Genomic DNA, 17,734 nt, shown 5'->3' on the forward strand with positions numbered 1-17,734 from the left:
CAGTCTTATTGATTACTCGTTAATTCACGCTGCCAAATAGCGACCCCAGCAGGTGGTAACGACTCACCACCAAGCAGACACTGTGCATTATTAGGCCGATAGTGAGCCGTTTGTGGGCCGTAGTTAAAGGCAAACATCAATTTTCCTCGCTCTCGAACACGCACACCTAATGGCAGATATTCGCTTACCAATCCCGCTTTTTCACACAATTTAGCAAGGCTCGCTTTAAGCAAAGGCTTATCGAGACAGGAGCCAAGATAAAAATGTTTATTACAACCCACCAAAACAGGCTTGCCCGCCTCGTCTTTTAACAAGCAAGGTAAATCCGTGGAAATTTGTTCATGCCAATGACATAACGCCCCCTCTCCCCAAAGGCCAAAGACTGATGGCTGAGTATGGTCTGGTAAAGCGTCGACCCGCTCGACCGTCAATGGCAATAAGTTCGCCAGCGGCCCCGGCGCTAGATTTTCAGGAATCTGATACGTATCCGTCTTACTGCCCGTACGCGGCCCCGCTAATAACACCCCTTGGTAACTATTTAATCTTGCTTGCAGGTCTTTAGAAATATGCGCCTGTGCAGGAAGTACGAGTAATGGATAGGTATCTAAAGCCGCTTGGCTAGAAACAATATCAACCGACAAACCTAATTCACGTAGTGCTTCATAAACACGATAACACCAAGAAAGATAGCGATAAGCACGAGACTGCGGCTGAATATTCAATGACCAACAAGCGTCATAATCAAACATCAAGGCAACGTTACCTGATTTAGGTAACGCCATTAACTCCTCGGCATTCAACCCTAGTTCCTGTGATAAATCACGCACCTCTTGTGCCACTTGAGCCGCTTCTTTGGCCGCTTCTGCCGCTTGACCATCAGGTCGTAGCAAGCCAGTGTGCATTTGCTCTTGGCCAAATGGTGCTTGTCGCCAGCGAAAATAAGAGACCAGTTCAGCACCATGGGAGAACGCTTCCCAAGCCCATAGCCTGACGGCACCATCAATCGGTGTTGGATTATGAGGTGCCCAATTTACCGGACCAGGTTGCTGCTCCATGACCCACAAACGCCCTTTGCCACAGCCACGATATAGGTCATGATGAAACGCCCCCACATCGGGATGCCCAATTCGCAAATAAGTGTGCTTTTCTGTTTCACTGTAAAAGGTTTCTTGATCCAGAAAACCTAGAGGATAAGAATCCCAACTCGCCACATCCAAATCCTGGCCCAGCTTGTGATGATCAAAGGCTGTAAAAAAGCCCATAAAGTTATGAACCAAATCTCGTCCTTTCGCATACTGACGAAGAATGTCCACCTGTAATTTATTAAACGCAACCACTTGATCAGAACAACAGCGTTGAAAATCCAAACGATGGGAGGGGTTGGCTTCTGTCACCGTTAAATTAGGTAAGTCGACCTCTTCAAACGAACGGTAATCCATGCTCCAAAAGACATTTCCCCAGGCGGTATTTAAGCGGTCGATAGTGCCGTATTTGTCTTTTAACCAGAGGCGAAACGCCATTAAGTCCGCTTCTGCGTAACTCAGCACCGTATCATGACAACCATATTCATTATCCATCTGCCAAGACGCTACCGCAGGATGTTGGCCGTAACGTTCAGCCATTAACGTCACCATTCGACGACACTCTTCCCGATAATCAAGGCTAGCAAAAGTATAATGGCGACGTGACCCGAAATGACGTACTCTGCCGTGCTCGTCTTTTGCCAACATAGAAGGATGACGATCTACCAGCCATTTCGGCGGTGTCGCTGTTGGTGTCCCTAAAATCACTTTTAAACCATGTTGGTGGAGTGTATCCAATGCTTCATCTAACCATTCCCAATGCAGCACGCCGGGCTCAGGCTCAATGGTACTCCAGCTGAACTCTCCAATACGCACATACTCAAGGCCAATTTTACGCATCTCTTGAGCATCTTGCTGCCAACGACTTTTGGGCCAATGCTCCGGGTAATAACATACGCCTAACTTCATATTATGCTCCCGCAAATGGCTGACTTGGCGCGCCAGCTACATCCATTTCAATCGCTATCACATGACCTGACAGTGGTTGATTTGCCAATTGCTCAGCGGAGGTATCCACGCTAGCGGATGTGATAAACAAGGTTTTTCCTTCTGGCCCACCAAACACACACGAGGTCGGCTTGGCAAAAGGCAATTCAATGGTCTGCAACATCTCCCCTTCTGGGCTATAGCGCACAATACGAGCACCATTCCAATTTGCATTCCAGAGACACCCTTCAAGATCAATACAAGAGCCATCGTTTCCAACCCCTTCTTTCACTTCGACAAAGGGCTTTTGTAGGCGAACATCATAAAACTCAGGGTAAGGATAAGCGTGAATTCGACGTGTCATTGTGTCGCCAAAGTAAAAGCGCCCACGCCCCTCATCCCAAGCGAACGTATTGCTGATACCAAGATTCTCCAGCATTAACGCTTTTTTGCCTTCAGGCGTAATTTTCCATAACCGCCCTGTCATTTGTTGCTCTAAATCATCCATCGTCCCTACCCACAACACACCGTCAGGGTCGCACTTAGCATCATTACTACGATTGCCAGGGAGGTCACTGTCTAAATCACACAAGTAATCCAACGTTGTGGTGGTTTTATCCAAATAAGCAACACCATCGGCCATTGCCACTAACAGCCGGTCACTTTGTGTGGTGAAAACCGCAGACACTTTCTTTGGCAAGGTCCAATGCTCGTATCGATTATCCTCTTGATGCCAACACCATACTTGGCAGGCAGGAATGTCGACCCAATACAAAGCTTGCTCCGCTTCACTCCAAAAGGGCCCTTCTGCCAATTGATGACGCTGGGTACTAATCTGTTTCATTATTATTCTCCTTGTTATGACCTTTTCTTCTCTGGTCACTTACACAGATGTTTGTCTATAATCGTTCCAAGCTGCCACAAAGGCATCCGCATTGACTTTGGTCACCTCAACCGACTGACCTTTTTTGTATAAAGCCGACCCCAGACCAAACCCTCTTGCACCAACAGCAAAATAGTCCGGCACGTTATCTGCCGTCACACCGCCAACAGGACATAACCAGACATCCTGTGGAATAACTGCCCCCAGAGCCTTCACAACATTTATGTTGGGTAAAGCTTCGGCAGGAAATAATTTAACGGCATCCGCCCCCGCATGAAGTGCGGCAAAAGCTTCACTCGCCGTAAAAAAACCAGGCATGGCGTACATGCCTGCGACTTTCGCAGCCTTAATCAATTCCACATCCGTATGGGGGCAGACCATCAACTTAGCGCCCGTAGCCACCAGTTCTGTCAATTGCGCCATGGTTAACACTGTACCCGCACCAATCAAAGCCTGCTCACCAAAAGTGCGTTGCAATAGCCGTATACTGGTAAAGGCATCCGGTGAATTCAGTGGCACTTCGATCAATCGAAAACCAGAATCAATTAACACTTGAGTATGCTCAACCACCTCCTCTGGTTTAATGCCCCGTAAAATGGCAACCATAGGAAACTCAGCCATTAACTCATTAAAAGATGTGTTCATTACTTCTTTTCTCCTATTTGTTGCTCCTGACGCACTTGCTGGCGAGCCAAGCGTGTTAAACCACGAATACTCGCTTCACTGGCCTCCAAACATTGAGAAGCTACCTGATGAAACGACAGGGCAACTTGATATCGTTCGCAGAGATGTTCACTACCAACAATCAACACGCTGCTGATAGGTTGCGGTTGCGCAGCCAGCATATCGTTCACATCGTGCCCGATAACAATTCCAGAGAGATAATCTCGCACCTGCTCTGTTGGTAAACGTCCACAAACAGAGTCACTGCGAACACTAAATAGATGATGCAATAAGCCACCCGCTTGCTGACTGGCTAATAGACCTTGTTGAAAGCCTTCTTTATTCAGGGAATCCTGCTTAGGTAGCCCCTTCACCAAGCTGGATTCATTGTTCAATCGCGCAAACATTTCCCCCGAAAAACTGGTCGAAAACTGAGTTACCTCCCCTTTCAACAGGGGGACCCATTTACTATGGGTGCCTGGTAAACAACACAACACAGCTTGATCCGCTTGACCTTGTTCATACAGCCAATCCATCGCCCCTAACAGCTGGGTTTCCTCACCGCGCATCACATCGAAATGCCCACTGATACCAATCCCTTGAAGCCCTGGCACAATGGCTACCTCACAAGGCAAATGACTATCAAGCCAACACAAGTGCTCAGCAAGTGTGTCGAGTTGCATCGGACAAACTTGGTAAGGTACCTCTTGCCAGCCTCCACGACTGCCCACCATGCCTGCCATATAAATAGGCACATCAGGGTGCAACCAATCGCCTAAAAAATTCTGTAGAACAGATTCAAACTCGTCGCTATTGAGGGTTAGCATGCCTCGATCACTGCTTCTCTGGGCGTGAATATGTCCAGTTTGATCCATTAGAAAAGCACGCAAATTGGTCGTTCCCCAATCCACAGCGATACACAAAGGCACAAAAGGATCTGAGTCAAACACTGGACGAGTCTGTGTCATCACAAACGCCCTCCGTCGACAACAAGACTTTGTCCTGAAATCATACGACTGTTGTCAGACCCCAAAAACAACACTAGATCCGCCACATCTTCTGGCTCAATTTTTTCCTTAAGAGCTTGCTGAACCATCAGTTCTGCTTCTGCTTCTGGAGTCAGCCAAAGACGCTTTTGTTTTTCCGTCATCACCCACCCCGGTAAAACCGTATTAACCCGAATTTTTTGCCCGCCAAGTTCTCGAGCCAAGCCTTTGGTTAAACCAGAAATCCCGGCTTTGGCCGTGACATAACCTGGGTAACCAGACAAGCCCAACATCCAAGAGTTAGAACTCATATTAATAATGCTACCGCCCCCAGCTTCAGCCATGGCGGGAGCAACCACTTGAGCCGTGAAGAAGTGAGGCTTTAAATTGACTGACATACATTGATCAAACTGCTCTGAACTAAAATCTTGCAGACTATGGCGCTGATCGTTGGCGGCGTTGTTGACGAGAAGACGAATGGCTCCCCAATCGGCTATCCGCTCTATAATCGTACTTTTCAGTGTCTCAATGTCCGTTAAATCCACTCTGCTAAAATGTGTTTTCAGCCCTTTGCCGTTTAGCTCTTCCGACAAGGTTTTGCCTGCGATTTGATCAATATCAAAAAAGCTCACCAAGCAACCTTGTTGCGCCAACGCACGAACCAATGCCTCACCTATCCCCGATGCGCCCCCTGTCACCAAAGCATGACGCCCCGATAAACTGGGGTACTGAGGATAAGCTTGAGTCGAATTCAGATCGTTCTGGTTATTATTTTTATTGTTTGACATTAATGAGACTCCCTACTCACTTTTGAGCCACTATTACCGACTAAGAAATCCAAGTCAGCACCTTCATCCGCTTGCATTACATGATCAATGTACAACTTGGCATAACCACGGTGATATTGGCTCTCTTCTGGTTGCCATGCGGCTTTGCGACTCGCCATTTCCTCCGCACTGATATGCAGATGCAGACCACGACCTGCCACATCTAACGTAATTTCATCGCCATTTTGAACCAAGGCCAATGGCCCGCCCATGGTCGACTCCGGTGCTACATGCAAAACCACCGTACCAAACGCAGTACCACTCATACGCGCATCACTAATACGCACCATGTCCGTGACACCTTGTTCTAATAATTTACTGGGCAATGGCATGTTGCCGACCTCTGGCATACCTGGGTAGCCTTTTGGCCCACAACCTTTCAGAACCAGAATGGAATCTTTGTCGACCGCTAACTCAGGAGAATCGATACGAGCTTTGTAGTCTTCAATGTTTTCAAACACCACAGCTTTACCTGTGTGCTGTAACAATTCGGGGGTTGCTGCGCTGGGTTTAATAATCGCCCCTTGTGGTGACAGATTCCCCCGCAAAACAGCAATCCCTGCATTGCTTCTCAGCGGTTTATCAAGGGGGCGAATCACCTCATCGTTGAAACACTCCGCACCTGAGGTGATTTCACCTAAACTTGCACCACAGACCGTATTGGCCGACATATCAAACAGGTGACTTAAACGTTGAATCAACGCAGGAAAACCACCAGCATAATGAAAATCTTCCATTAAAAAGCGACCCGATGGCATTAGGTCCACCAAACAAGGCATCTCGGCACCGATGCGATCCCAGTCATCGAGAGTCAGTTTCACTCCCAAACGACCGGCGATTGCGAGCAAGTGCACCACTGCATTAGTGGAGCCACCAATGGCTGCATTGGCTCGAATGGCATTTTCAAACGCCGCCTTCGTCAAAATATCAGAGGGTTTTAGATCTTCTTTGACCATCTCAACAATTCGACCGCCAGTTAAATGCGCCAATGCCTGACGGCGCGCATCCACAGCTGGCAAGGTGCCATTTTCAGGTAAGGACATTCCCAGTGCTTCCACCAAACACGCCATGGTCGAGGCAGTACCCATGGTCATACAGGTACCACGGGAGCGAGACATACTGGATTCCGCTCTCATAAATTCATCTAGGCTCATTTTTCCACCACGAACTGCTTCGCTGAATTTCCACACATCCGTGCCAGAGCCAATGTCTTTGCCTCGATATTTACCGTTTAACATGGGGCCAGATGAGACAACAATGGTCGGCAAATCCACTGAGCAAGCGCCCATTAATTGCGCTGGTGTGGTTTTGTCACAACCACCTAAAAGCACCACACCGTCCATTCCATAGGCGCGCATGGATTCTTCCACGTCCATACTCATCAAATTACGAAACAACATGGCGGTGGGTTTCATTTGTGTTTCGCCAAGGGACATTACCGGGAATTCAAGAGGCACTCCTCCTGCCTCCCATACACCACGTTTTACGTACTCAGCCAATTCACGAAGGTGGGCATTACAAGGCGTCAACTCACTCCAAGAATTGCAAATACCAATCACAGGACGACCATCAAAACTGTGGTCTGGCAAACCTTGATTTTTCATCCAGCTGCGATGAATAAAACCGTCCTTATCTAACTTGCCATACCATTGTTGGCTACGGAGTGGTTTTTTCTCGCCATTGACTGGTTGGCTATCCTTTTTGTCTTTCGTAGAATCGGTCATTTACTGAGCCTCCAAACGGGATACAGCGCGAATAGACAGCATTAATAAGGATTCTGGATCCAATATTGGTAGTTGCAGTCCTAATTGACTTAACGTCGCGCCATTTAAAATAAGGTCGTTTTTCCACCACGCAGGTAAAGCTTTCATCAAGTGCCCAGGTAATGGACTGTGTTCCAATACACTAATTTGATAGTTCTGCTCAGCTTCTAGCCCGGGTAAACGAACGGGTAAGGTTTGCGCCTGTTTCGGCATCGTCAATTGGCTATAAACCAATAGACCCTCTTGACCATCCTCGCTCAACGCCCACTGAGCTTGCGCTCGACCATCGGCACTGGGTAAACGCCAATTACGGCCTGAATGCAGAACTGAACGATAGGCTTTATAATGAGAGATCCAACGGGCAATAGTCGCTTTTTGCTCAGCATTAGCATCCAACAAATTCCACTCAATACCCAAATGCCCCAACATGGCGGTACCTGCACGAAACGCCACATCGTGGATGCGATTTGTGGTATGACTTTGATCCGGCCCGATGTGTGAGCCCATCACTTCAGGCGGGAAAAAATAACTAAAACCTCGCTGAATACTGTGGCGCTCAAAAGCATCATTACAGTCAGATGCCCAGAAACGCTTAGTAAAGTTCAAAATACCGAAATCCACGCGAGCGCCACCGGATGAGCAACTTTCAATTTCTAAGTCCGGAAACGCAGTATTTAATTCGCTAAGCAGACGATACAAAGCAACAACCTGTTCATAAGCTTGTGGTCGGATCTCACCACCTGGCTGGGTGTAATCTCGGTTCATATCCCATTTAATGTAATCAATTGGATAGTCCTTTAATAAGCTAAACAGGCGTTCTCGTAGGTAGTCATACACTTCTGGTTTCGCTAAGTTCAATACCAGTTGATGGCGAGCGAGAACCGCATCGTATTGTGGCAGTTGCAAAACCCACTCTGGATGGGAGCGATAAAGGTCGGAATCGGGATTCACCATTTCTGGCTCAAACCACAAACCAAACTCCATGCCCAGCCCTTTCACATGATCGATTAACGGCGTCAGACCGTTAGGGTATTTTTCCTGATCAACAAACCAATCCCCTAGTGCTGCTTGATCATTACTGCGCCCTCGAAACCATCCATCGTCTAAGATATAGCGTTCAACACCAACATGAGCAGCACTATCAGCGAGGGCCTTTAAACGCGTTATGTCATGGTCAAAATAAAAAGCTTCCCAGGTATTAATATGCACCGGACGGGGCTTGCTTAGCGCGAGTCGTTCTCTAGCATACTGATGAAATACCTGACTCATCATATTGAGTCCCGCACGACTGTAACTGGCTAATAACTCTGGGGTACTGATCGATTGATTGGAACTTAGCACGATCTCATCAGGTAAATAGAGGGCCTCCGCTTGCAAATACCGATGGCCTTCCATGGTGTAATCTGCTTTAAGCCGATGGTTGCCACTCCACGCTAAGTGTGCGCCAATCAGCTCCCCCTGTTCTTCACTAAAACCCTGCTCGCCCAGAATCACACTCGGAAAATTAGCATGAGAGTTACGACCATGACGGTTCTCTTGCAACCAGGTACTTTGCCACTCACTTCGTTGTTGTTGAAATTCTTGGCACCAACGGCCATAAAAACTCAGCATCTGAGTGAAATGTGGTGGAATTGGCAGGGTGCAGGCAAGACGATGAACAGTAATATTCGCTTGTCCCTGATTCGTCAGTGTCAGCTGTTGCCGTAACAGCCCAGATGATTGCAAACCAATAGACAATGCCACAGCAAGCTGAGCCCGAGTATCTTCCAACTCAATCAAAAAGCCATCCGCTTGCTGATGAACGCTTGACAGTGACCAACACATTGCCCAAGCAGGCCGATCCACTGCGCTGGCTTCTACCCCAGGAGATTGCAACCAACCCCGACCTGCTTCAGGAATCAAACTCATTGGAGCGGGTACATCCAGGGATGCCTGCTGAATTGCTTGCTGCTGAGACCAATAAAGACTGTTTAAGTGCGTGTCTTTTGGTAAAGCTCGTCCAAAGTAGAGCAATTCTGGCGCGCCATCTTGTGGGCAAGCAATCACCAACGTTTGATTCTGTCTATCCTGACGATACAGAGCAATATCGTGTGTATTTTTCATCACCATTACCCCTTCGTTGCACCGAGCGTTAGACCCGCAATAAAGTGTCGTTGCATGGCAAAAAACAACATCACCGGAGGCAACGCGGCAACAATGGAGCCAGCCGAAATTAACTGCCAGGATGCCATCCACTGACCTTTCAAGGCAGCGATACCGGCGGTAATCGGGCGTACATCATCGCTTTGCACCAAGACCAAGGCCCAAAAATAATCATTCCAAACAAAGGTAAAAATAAGCACAGCCAAAGCTGCTAGCGCAGGCCTGACCAAGGGTAAGACGATATGGCGGAAAATCTTCCACTCACTCACCCCTTCCACCCTTGCCGCTTCTATCAACTCATCAGGCAAGCCCACGATGAAGTTGCGCATAAACAAGGTACAAAACCCTGTTTGGAAGGCAATATGGAATAAAATCAAACCACTGGCGGTATCATACAAGCCCATATGAATGGTTAAATCTCGTACGGGTATCATTAAAATTTGAAAGGGAACAAAATTCCCAGCGATAAAAGTCGCAAATAATCCCATACGCCCAAGGAACTTAAATTTCGCCAGGGAATATCCAGCTAATGTCGACAGAGACACCGCGCCAATCACAGCTGGCACCGTAATAATGATGGAGTTTAATAAATAACGCAGCATGGGGGTTTGCGTAAAGACTTGCTCATAGTTCTGCACAAGCATCCACTGGGTGGGAATCCCCCAGTAATTTCCCGCATTTAAATCCGCTGTAGAACGCGCTGAGGTTAATAACACTGCAATCAAAGGTAGGAGCCATAAAATTAAGGCAATCCAAACCGCGACACGGTAACTAATATTAAAAGGTAATGATCTTTTTTCGATTGGGGTAGGAAACATTAGGCTTTCTCACTCTTCAGCATGCGCCATAGAAAGTAGGCAATGTAGATATCCATCATCAGGAACAAGACCGTGGCAATAGCGGCGCCATAGCCCACGCGATAATTGAATATCGACTGTTCGTACATGAAGTAAGCCAGCACACTGGAGCTACCAAATGGTCCACCAGAAGTCATGGTCGCCACTAAATCGAAACTTCGTAAAGCACCGATGACGGTAACCACAATAGCAATAAACGTCGCTGGCTTTAGCTGAGGAAGAATCACATGACGCAGCATTTTCCAGCCATAAGCGCCATCTAAGCGGGCCGCTTCAATTTGGTCTGGGTTAAGATTGTTTAACCCTGTGAGATACAAAATCATGCAATAGGCAATTTGCGGCCACAATCCCGCTGCAATAATGCCAAAGGTAACCACATTTGGATCCGACAAGACCGCAATCGGCTGAAAGCCAAACAGTTCAATGAATTTATTGAACAGACCAAAGCTCGGATCATAGAACCAGGAAAAAACTAAGCCAACCACCACTTGGGAGATGACGAAAGGAAAGAAGAACATGGCTTTAACAAAGCGAATGCCCATCATTTTTTGGTTTAAAAACAATGCCAGCAATAAACCAATAGGTGGCGCTAGCATGAAAAAAATCAACCAGTAAATATTATTGACAAATGCGGTCCAGAACTGATCATCCTGAAACAACTCAATATAATTACCAAAGCCAACAAAGGTTTTTTCACCAAGCCCATCCCATTGATAGAAGCTTAACCAAACACTCTGAACAATGGGGAAGATAACGTACACTGAAAACAAAATGACGGCCGGTGCAAGGAAGGCAATCGGCATCCATTGTTGTTGTTTGCGATGCAATTTCTGCATGCTAACCCACCTCTTATTTTTATTACTATTTTTGTTAGAGTTATAACTATTTTTATTTAAATAAAGGGTCATCATTCTTGACAGACAACTCACCTAAAAAAATAATGGAATAAAGTTCCATTTTTTGCAACACTTAATAAAAAAATAATGGAACCGAGTTCCATATATAGACATCAAGATTATTAAGCTTACTTTTTGGAGAACTACCATGACAAAATCGGAGACCAAAAGCGGAGGCTCCTCTCTGGATAAAGCACTAAGCTTGCTCCAGAAGGTGTGCATGTCTGAGATACCTCTAAGATTCGCCGAGATTGTTGAAAGCGCAGATTTACCTAAAGCAACAGCTCATCGTATTTTGCTCTCACTTGTCGATAAAGGTTTATTACGCTTCGATGAAGACGCCCAAACCTACCATCCAGGGTATGGTTTATTAGAGTTAGCTCATCAGTCTTGGTCAAAAATTGATGTAAGAGATATCGCCGCAGACCAAATGAAGCATCTATGGAAGGAAACCGGTGAAACCATCCACTTAGCCGTGTTAGACCGTGGTGATGTCATTTACATTGACAAACTGGAAAGCCAAAAAAGCTTACGCTTATTCTCGGCTGTTGGTAAAAAAGGCCCAGGTTATTGTACTGGCGTAGGAAAAGCCATGATGGCATTTCTAAAGGAGGATCAACTAGATGAAGCAATAAAAGCGCAATCCTTTATTCGTCACACACCGACCACCATTACCAATGCGGACGACCTAAAAGCCAGATTGTCCGACATTCGTGAGAGCAAGATTTCACTAGATTTAGAAGAGCATGAAGAAGGCATTCAATGTGCTGCATCGGTCATCTTTAACCATTTAAACGAACCCATCGCTGCGCTTAGTATCACCGCCCCGAAATTTCGAGTCGATGACGCGCGTTTCCAACACTTTCAAGCACTGGTTAAAGAAGCTTGCTTGAAAGTCTCCACTCGTATGGGGGCCATCGCCTCCGACAAGCAGTAAGGTAATTTCATGGCAACAATAACTTTAAAAAACGTCATCAAACGCTTTAATGACATCGAAACCATTCATGGAGTCAATCTAGACCTAGAAGATGGTGAATTTGTCGTCTTTGTTGGTCCATCTGGTTGTGGTAAATCAACGCTACTGCGTTTAATTGCTGGCTTAGAAGACATCACCGAAGGCTCTCTAGAGATCAATGGACAAAACATGAACCATGTTGCTCCGGCTGATCGCGGTGTTGCCATGGTATTCCAGTCCTATGCCTTGTATCCGCATATGACTGTTGAGGAAAACATGAGTTTTGGTTTGCGCATGACAGGAGGCGATCCTGAGCAAATCAAAAAGCAAGTGGCCAATGCCGCCAGCATACTGCAACTGGAGCCACTTCTTAAACGCAAACCCAAACAGCTGTCTGGAGGCCAACGTCAACGGGTTGCCATTGGTCGCGCCATTGTACGACAACCGGATGTGTTTCTTTTTGACGAACCCCTATCTAACTTGGATGCAGAGCTTCGCGTCGACATGCGCATTCAAATAGCTAAGCTGCATAACCGCTTAAAGTCATCGATGATTTACGTCACCCACGATCAAGTCGAAGCTATGACCTTAGCCGACAAAATTGTCGTATTACGCGACGGAAGAGTCGAACAGGTTGGTTCGCCACTTGAGCTTTACCATAACCCAGCCAATGAGTTTGTCGCAGGTTTTATTGGTTCGCCAAAAATGAACTTCTTAGATGCAAAAGTACTGGAAATCGATGGCAACGATCTTGCCACCATTGATGTGGCAGGGCAAATCATCCAATTAGAAGTGGATGGCGTCAAGGTCGCGAAAAACGACCATGTAAAACTTGGCCTGAGACCTGAACATGTCAGTGAAACCACACAAAATGCCGACTTTACATTGAGTGTAAAAATCGATGTTGCAGAGCATTTAGGTGGCACCACTTTCCTATATGGTGAACATAAGGGCCACAAACTAACCATCGAAGCCAGCGGCCAGAACTTAACTAAGAATGGTGAATCTGTTGAGGTCGGTATCAATAAACAAGACTGCTACCTTTTTAACCAAAAAGGAGAGGCGCTAATTGATCGGCCCGTACCGGTGCGTGAATAACAAAATAAGACCACGGTAAAACAGCAAAAAAACCGACGCCATATAAAAATGCCCTCAAGTGAGGGCATTTAATCGTATTATCTCGGATAAGAGCGGTTTAAATATAGATTTAAAACTCACTCAAAAAATGCTCTAGATAATGGTAGCCACGCTTAGCAACCGTTGGGTTGTACATACTACCATGGTCTGGATTGTTCGCACTTGGCAACATAAAAGAATGCATCGTATTACCAAAATCCATAAATTGGAAATCAATGCCTAACTCTGTCCAGTAGTGCTTCGCTGACTGTGAATCTTCATCACTGACTAAATGATCATCATAGCCATTTAGCACCATAATTTTCACATCTCGGTTGACGTCTTCTTTGGCACCGCGATAGAAACTCATCAATCCATGAAAACTTACTGCCCCTGCACTGCCAGTCAAATGAAGCCCAGCTTCCAGAGACAAACGTCCACCTAAGCAAAAACCAACGTGAACAATGGTTTTACTAGAAGCATTTGGGCAAGCCACTTCCACTAGAGAACGTTGTAAATCATGTAATGGTGCCTCTTCAGAAAGTAAGACCCCCATGATGGAGCGCTTATCTTCCATGCTTTCAGGAGTATTCGTACCATAGAGATCCAAAGCTGTTGCAGAGTACCCGAAGGCTGCAATTTGATCAGCAATGTCTTTTTCAAACTGTGTCAGGCCGGAAAAAGTTGGCCATATAACGACCTTTACATGTGACTTTTCCGTTGTAGCAGGATCGGCTTGATAATGCTGACGAGACACATTATCAACAAAAAGAGATTGAAATGAACCGTTCATAAATTCCTCCAAAGCAATAACTTAGCTTAAACGCTAATAGAATTATGTTTTAGAGAGTGTACCTAGTCGATTTTGATTCACAAACTCACTTCGAGAAATGTCGATGTATTTACGCATTTCACCCTACGGTTTTCTAGCAGATGACACAAGTCAATCAAAGAACCTGCAGCTTGAGCATCAACCGTTATCTGACGCTCGTGTGAATGACAGAAAAACATAATCACCAAATATACTAGAGTGTCGTATTGTCATCGTCAGCCCTTCGATACCATCTACATTCGTTTGTGTTTGAACATGATGGTGCCCTTCTTCTGTGCTGACTTGCATCACATGGCTTGCTACAGATATGGGAAGAATATCGACTAATTTCAGTGAATCTGGTGTGTCCAATTCCTTATCGCCATCACGAAAGTACAAACATTGCCAATTAAGTGACCAAAAAGACATCACCATTGCAGAATGCTCTACCATATCTTCCAATTGATTTTTGTAGAATAAGGTTTGTCTGTCGAGTGCCTTAATTCTTAATAAATTCATAACCCTCAGTTTTAAAATAGCAGGAACAATGGGCTTCACAATAAAGTCAGCAGCCCCAAGCTCTAAAGCCTTTTCTTCTATCTCACTACCAGTGTGACTGGTAATGAACATAATGGGAGGCAAATCAGACACCTCGTAGACAGACTTAAGCTGTTCAATGAAATCCCACCCAGTTTCTCCCTGTAACTCAATATCTAACAACACCAGATCGACTTCGTTCTTTATCAACAACTCATGGGCCTTACTGAGATGAGAGGCATAAAGCAACTCGCAATAGCCTTCTAAAACCTTTTTTACAATAAAAGCAACGGAGGGCTGGTCATCAACCAGAAGAACGATAGGGGTATGATCAAATTCTTTCGTAATCAATTTCATCCTGTGGCCTTGTCCAATCCTTAAATAGCACCTATTTTTATCATGAGTATAGTGAAGAATCCCTATGTCGCCATTAATGGATACAAAGATAAATAAAAAAAAATATCGGTGCCCTAGGCAAGCTCTTTTACCATCAGCCTCTCGGTGTCGTGGCAATCTGCTGATCATAGCCTATCTCTTTTTGGCACGTAGCAGGTACCCATAGAATAAGCTTGATGCATCAAATAGTTAAAGGGTAATAAAATGGATAGCGAACAAACATACAAACTGGATTTTATCAATTACTTCAAAAATAATGGATTTAATATTAGCGACTCAACATTTGATCTGGCTTTATCTCGGTTTTTAGACTCGTTTGATACCTATAAAATGGCCTTATTCGCTTTTCAAAAGGAAGTCATGACCGCAGTAACGTATCTTGAAGAGATAAATGATCAGACAGCAAAAGGGCTGCATATATTAAAAGGTGGGTTTGCCACATTTGGCTTTATGGCACTGTCGGCTGATATGAATCATCTAGAAACACAATTAAAACACCTCCCCTCCTCAGTGGCTTCTGACCTAGCCGAGAAAGTGAGGGAAACAAAGCAGATATGTCATGCTTTTAACAATACCGTCTCACGCTATTTTGCGAAAAACGAAGAAAAGCATAGCCAGCAGGCATCAGATCCTTCTTTTCAAACAACACCCCATGCGAATAAAATTTCTCTGGCCACAGCACCGTCAGATACCACCTCTTCGCCATTCCCTCAGCTGGCCCAGACAGAAGAAATGGACTTAGATGAAGAGCTGGTCTTTCTACTAAACCTTGTTGAGAATTGTAATTTACGTTCTTTAGATCGCTATCAGCATATTGAGGAGAGGTTAGGAAAGTTTGATTTTCCTGAAGTGAGCGCACTGAGAAGCGCCATGCAATCTATCGACTTTGAACGCGCCAAAAAAGCACTTAATTCATTGATTAAAAAAGAGTTTACATATTGAAACGTATTTCTCTCAAGATTTTTGGATTTTTGGATTTTTTTTACTAGTCTTAGGATAAGGCATTTAGCATCAATTTTGTATCACAACCAAAGAGCAACAAAAAAATTACACTGTTTTAAAAACAGAAAAAGTCCAACTAAACCGCTATTAGGATAGGATGCTTAGATCATGTTTAAAAACTGGTTTTCAACACCTGTAGACGACAGTAAAGTCGTTGTTGATAAGGAAGAGCTAATTAATTTACGAGGCCAATTAGCTGCCATATCTCGTTCACAAGCAATCATAGAGTTTGATTTAAAAGGAAACATTCTCTTTGCCAATGAAAACTTTTTAAATGTCCTTGGTTATACATTAGAAGAGCTACAAGGTAAGCACCACAGCATTTTTGTTGATCCTCAATATCGTGCCAGCGAAGACTATAAAACCTTTTGGAATAACATCGGAAAAGGTGAGTTCCAGGCAGGTGAATTTTGTCGTTACTCCAAAGAAGGCAAGCCTGTTTGGATTGAAGCAAGCTACAACCCTATTTTTGACGATAATGGAAAACCGTATAAAGTCGTTAAGTATGCCACAGACATCACTGATAAAAAGAATCAAAATGCCGATTATGAAAGTCAGTTAGCGGCAATTTCAGCTTCACAAGCCGTCATAGCATTCAAATTGGATGGCACTATTCTTGATGCCAATAAAAATTTCCTAGACACATTAGGTTACTCGATCAGCGAAATCCGAGGCCAGCATCACAGTTTATTTGTGGACTCTCACTACAGAAAAAGCGACGAATATAAAAAGTTTTGGCAGGATCTCTCTCAAGGCAAGCATTTTGTTGGACGTTTTCCTCGGGTGCATAAAAATGGCAGTGTCGTTTGGATTCAAGCAAACTACAGCCCTATTCGTGACTCTTCCGGCAAACCATACAAAGTCGTTAAGTTTGCCACCGACATCACAAAGGAAGTAGTTGCTGAACAACAACTGCAAGAAACCATTAAACAAGTCAATTCTGCTATTGAGGCCGCTTCAGGAAAAGATTTAAGAAAGAGAATTCCCACTGAGGGCAAGTTTGAAGGGACGTTGGCAATCTCCCAAGGGGTTAACTCGCTTTTCGATACTATGACGCAGATTATTGTGCAAATACGTCAAGCCTCTGAAACCGTTCATGTGAGTGCACGTGAAATTTCCACAGGAAATAGCGACCTGTCTGTTCGTACTGAGCAACAAGCAGCCAGTTTAGAAGAAACCTCCTCAACCATGGAAGAAATGACCAGTACGGTTTCGCAGAATGCTAAGAACGCAAAACGAGCCAATGAACTGACCTCAAACGCGGTGTCTATTGCAACAAAAGGAGGAGAGTTAATAGAGCAAGTGGTGAATACTATGTCTTCTATTAATAACTTATCACAAAAAATATCGGATATCATCGGCATGATCGATGGTATAGCATTTCAGACGAATATATTGGCATTAAATGCTGCCGTTGAGGCAGCTCGCGCAGGAGAACAAGGACGTGGGTTTGCCGTGGTTGCGTCGGAAGTCAGATCCTTAGCACAGCGCTCAGCCAACGCCGCAAAAGAAATTAAAGATTTAATCTCGGAATCGGCCCATAACATTAATAACGGCAATGAGCTTGTTAATGAATCCGGTGAAACGATGAAAAACATCGTCAATGCTATCAAACAAGTAAATGAGATTATGACTGAAATCGCCGACGCCTCATCGGAACAATCCATCGCCCTGAATGAGGTGAGTAAAACCGTTAGTAATATGGATGAAATGACGCAGCAAAACGCCGCGTTGGTAGAGGAAGCCGCTGCTGCCTCTGAAAGTTTACTCAGTCAAGCGGATCAATTAGCTTCTGACGTGAATGAGTACCAACTGAATGACAACGAGAACGACGCTCACAGTCATTTAAAGAAAATCGCTAACTTCTAATTGAGGTCGAGTTCGGTTCGTT

15 protein-coding genes are annotated in these 17,734 nt (G+C 45.1%); 4 read left to right on the forward strand and 11 right to left on the reverse strand.

The features are described from left to right. Positions 1 to 5: 5 nt before the first annotated feature. Genes AC0VYI_RS14370 through AC0VYI_RS14410 form a run of 9 tightly spaced genes read right to left on the reverse strand, consistent with a single transcriptional unit; the run spans position 6 to position 10,966 of the window. Positions 6 to 1,991, reverse strand: a complete 1,986-nt coding sequence (locus tag AC0VYI_RS14370; protein ID WP_475443701.1) for a beta-galactosidase — start codon at positions 1,989 to 1,991, stop codon at positions 6 to 8. Position 1,992: 1 nt separating this feature from the next. Next, positions 1,993 to 2,853, reverse strand: coding sequence for an SMP-30/gluconolactonase/LRE family protein (locus AC0VYI_RS14375; protein ID WP_475443703.1), 861 nt, complete (start codon positions 2,851 to 2,853; stop codon positions 1,993 to 1,995). Between the two features lie 39 nt (positions 2,854 to 2,892). Then, positions 2,893 to 3,537 (reverse strand): 2-dehydro-3-deoxy-6-phosphogalactonate aldolase, encoded by a 645-nt coding sequence (locus tag AC0VYI_RS14380; protein ID WP_475443705.1) that lies wholly within the window; start codon positions 3,535 to 3,537, stop codon positions 2,893 to 2,895. Beyond that, on the reverse strand, positions 3,537 to 4,523 hold the full coding sequence (locus tag AC0VYI_RS14385) for a 2-dehydro-3-deoxygalactonokinase (RefSeq protein ID WP_475443707.1): 987 nt from the start codon (positions 4,521 to 4,523) through the stop codon (positions 3,537 to 3,539). The genes AC0VYI_RS14380 and AC0VYI_RS14385 overlap by 1 nt, the downstream gene beginning before the upstream one ends. Continuing rightward, a complete protein-coding gene (locus AC0VYI_RS14390) occupies positions 4,523 to 5,329 on the reverse strand; it encodes an SDR family NAD(P)-dependent oxidoreductase (protein ID WP_475443709.1) in 807 nt (268 codons plus the stop codon). Before AC0VYI_RS14390 ends, AC0VYI_RS14385 begins: the two co-directional genes overlap by 1 nt. Next, positions 5,329 to 7,092 carry an IlvD/Edd family dehydratase gene (locus tag AC0VYI_RS14395; RefSeq protein ID WP_475443710.1) on the reverse strand — a complete coding sequence of 588 codons (1,764 nt, stop codon included), beginning with the start codon at positions 7,090 to 7,092 and terminating at the stop codon, positions 5,329 to 5,331. Before AC0VYI_RS14395 ends, AC0VYI_RS14390 begins: the two co-directional genes overlap by 1 nt. Next, positions 7,093 to 9,234: an alpha-galactosidase gene (locus AC0VYI_RS14400; protein WP_475443712.1), complete on the reverse strand. Its 2,142-nt coding sequence runs from the start codon at positions 9,232 to 9,234 to the stop codon at positions 7,093 to 7,095. It abuts the gene before it with no gap. 5 nt (positions 9,235 to 9,239) lie between these two features. Then, complete coding sequence (locus tag AC0VYI_RS14405) at positions 9,240 to 10,091, reverse strand: carbohydrate ABC transporter permease (RefSeq protein WP_475443714.1); 852 nt, start codon at positions 10,089 to 10,091, stop codon at positions 9,240 to 9,242. Beyond that, the gene (locus AC0VYI_RS14410; protein ID WP_475443716.1) at positions 10,091 to 10,966 is read right to left on the reverse strand and encodes a carbohydrate ABC transporter permease; all 876 of its coding nucleotides are present in this window, start codon (positions 10,964 to 10,966) and stop codon (positions 10,091 to 10,093) included. The genes AC0VYI_RS14405 and AC0VYI_RS14410 overlap by 1 nt, the downstream gene beginning before the upstream one ends. Positions 10,967 to 11,174: 208 nt before the next feature. On the opposite strand from AC0VYI_RS14410, the gene AC0VYI_RS14415 reads away from it, so the two are divergent. Together AC0VYI_RS14415 and AC0VYI_RS14420 are read left to right on the forward strand one after the other, a co-directional pair. Beyond that, positions 11,175 to 11,963 (forward strand): IclR family transcriptional regulator, encoded by a 789-nt coding sequence (locus tag AC0VYI_RS14415; RefSeq protein ID WP_475443717.1) that lies wholly within the window; start codon positions 11,175 to 11,177, stop codon positions 11,961 to 11,963. Positions 11,964 to 11,972: 9 nt separating this feature from the next. Beyond that, positions 11,973 to 13,079, forward strand: a complete 1,107-nt coding sequence (locus tag AC0VYI_RS14420) for an ABC transporter ATP-binding protein (protein ID WP_475443719.1) — start codon at positions 11,973 to 11,975, stop codon at positions 13,077 to 13,079. Positions 13,080 to 13,188: 109 nt separating this feature from the next. Here AC0VYI_RS14420 and AC0VYI_RS14425 read toward each other — a convergent pair whose 3' ends face one another. Together AC0VYI_RS14425 and AC0VYI_RS14430 are read right to left on the reverse strand one after the other, a co-directional pair. After that, on the reverse strand, positions 13,189 to 13,890 hold the full coding sequence (locus AC0VYI_RS14425) for a dienelactone hydrolase family protein (protein WP_475443721.1): 702 nt from the start codon (positions 13,888 to 13,890) through the stop codon (positions 13,189 to 13,191). A 177-nt stretch (positions 13,891 to 14,067) separates the two neighbouring features. After that, positions 14,068 to 14,802: a response regulator gene (locus AC0VYI_RS14430; RefSeq protein WP_475443723.1), complete on the reverse strand. Its 735-nt coding sequence runs from the start codon at positions 14,800 to 14,802 to the stop codon at positions 14,068 to 14,070. Positions 14,803 to 15,045: 243 nt separating this feature from the next. On the opposite strand from AC0VYI_RS14430, the gene AC0VYI_RS14435 reads away from it, so the two are divergent. Continuing rightward, a complete protein-coding gene (locus tag AC0VYI_RS14435; protein ID WP_475443725.1) occupies positions 15,046 to 15,783 on the forward strand; it encodes a hypothetical protein in 738 nt (245 codons plus the stop codon). 168 nt (positions 15,784 to 15,951) lie between these two features. Then, on the forward strand, positions 15,952 to 17,712 hold the full coding sequence (locus tag AC0VYI_RS14440; RefSeq protein WP_475443726.1) for a methyl-accepting chemotaxis protein: 1,761 nt from the start codon (positions 15,952 to 15,954) through the stop codon (positions 17,710 to 17,712). Positions 17,713 to 17,734: the final 22 nt, after the last annotated feature.

Source organism: Marinomonas sp. 63XJN7_9_ISO-PGPR-S23-217 (genome assembly GCF_056173515.1).

Coding starts and splice junctions, on each gene's coding strand:
- AC0VYI_RS14410 (WP_475443716.1), bottom strand. CDS start 10,966: ATGCAGAAATTGCATCGCAAACAACAACAATGGATGCCGATTGCCTTC.
- AC0VYI_RS14405 (WP_475443714.1), bottom strand. CDS start 10,091: ATGTTTCCTACCCCAATCGAAAAAAGATCATTACCTTTTAATATTAGT.
- AC0VYI_RS14415 (WP_475443717.1), top strand. CDS start 11,175: ATGACAAAATCGGAGACCAAAAGCGGAGGCTCCTCTCTGGATAAAGCA.
- AC0VYI_RS14440 (WP_475443726.1), top strand. CDS start 15,952: ATGTTTAAAAACTGGTTTTCAACACCTGTAGACGACAGTAAAGTCGTT.
- AC0VYI_RS14375 (WP_475443703.1), bottom strand. CDS start 2,853: ATGAAACAGATTAGTACCCAGCGTCATCAATTGGCAGAAGGGCCCTTT.
- AC0VYI_RS14430 (WP_475443723.1), bottom strand. CDS start 14,802: ATGAAATTGATTACGAAAGAATTTGATCATACCCCTATCGTTCTTCTG.
- AC0VYI_RS14370 (WP_475443701.1), bottom strand. CDS start 1,991: ATGAAGTTAGGCGTATGTTATTACCCGGAGCATTGGCCCAAAAGTCGT.
- AC0VYI_RS14380 (WP_475443705.1), bottom strand. CDS start 3,537: ATGAACACATCTTTTAATGAGTTAATGGCTGAGTTTCCTATGGTTGCC.
- AC0VYI_RS14435 (WP_475443725.1), top strand. CDS start 15,046: ATGGATAGCGAACAAACATACAAACTGGATTTTATCAATTACTTCAAA.
- AC0VYI_RS14420 (WP_475443719.1), top strand. CDS start 11,973: ATGGCAACAATAACTTTAAAAAACGTCATCAAACGCTTTAATGACATC.
- AC0VYI_RS14425 (WP_475443721.1), bottom strand. CDS start 13,890: ATGAACGGTTCATTTCAATCTCTTTTTGTTGATAATGTGTCTCGTCAG.
- AC0VYI_RS14385 (WP_475443707.1), bottom strand. CDS start 4,523: ATGACACAGACTCGTCCAGTGTTTGACTCAGATCCTTTTGTGCCTTTG.
- AC0VYI_RS14390 (WP_475443709.1), bottom strand. CDS start 5,329: ATGTCAAACAATAAAAATAATAACCAGAACGATCTGAATTCGACTCAA.
- AC0VYI_RS14400 (WP_475443712.1), bottom strand. CDS start 9,234: ATGAAAAATACACACGATATTGCTCTGTATCGTCAGGATAGACAGAAT.
- AC0VYI_RS14395 (WP_475443710.1), bottom strand. CDS start 7,092: ATGACCGATTCTACGAAAGACAAAAAGGATAGCCAACCAGTCAATGGC.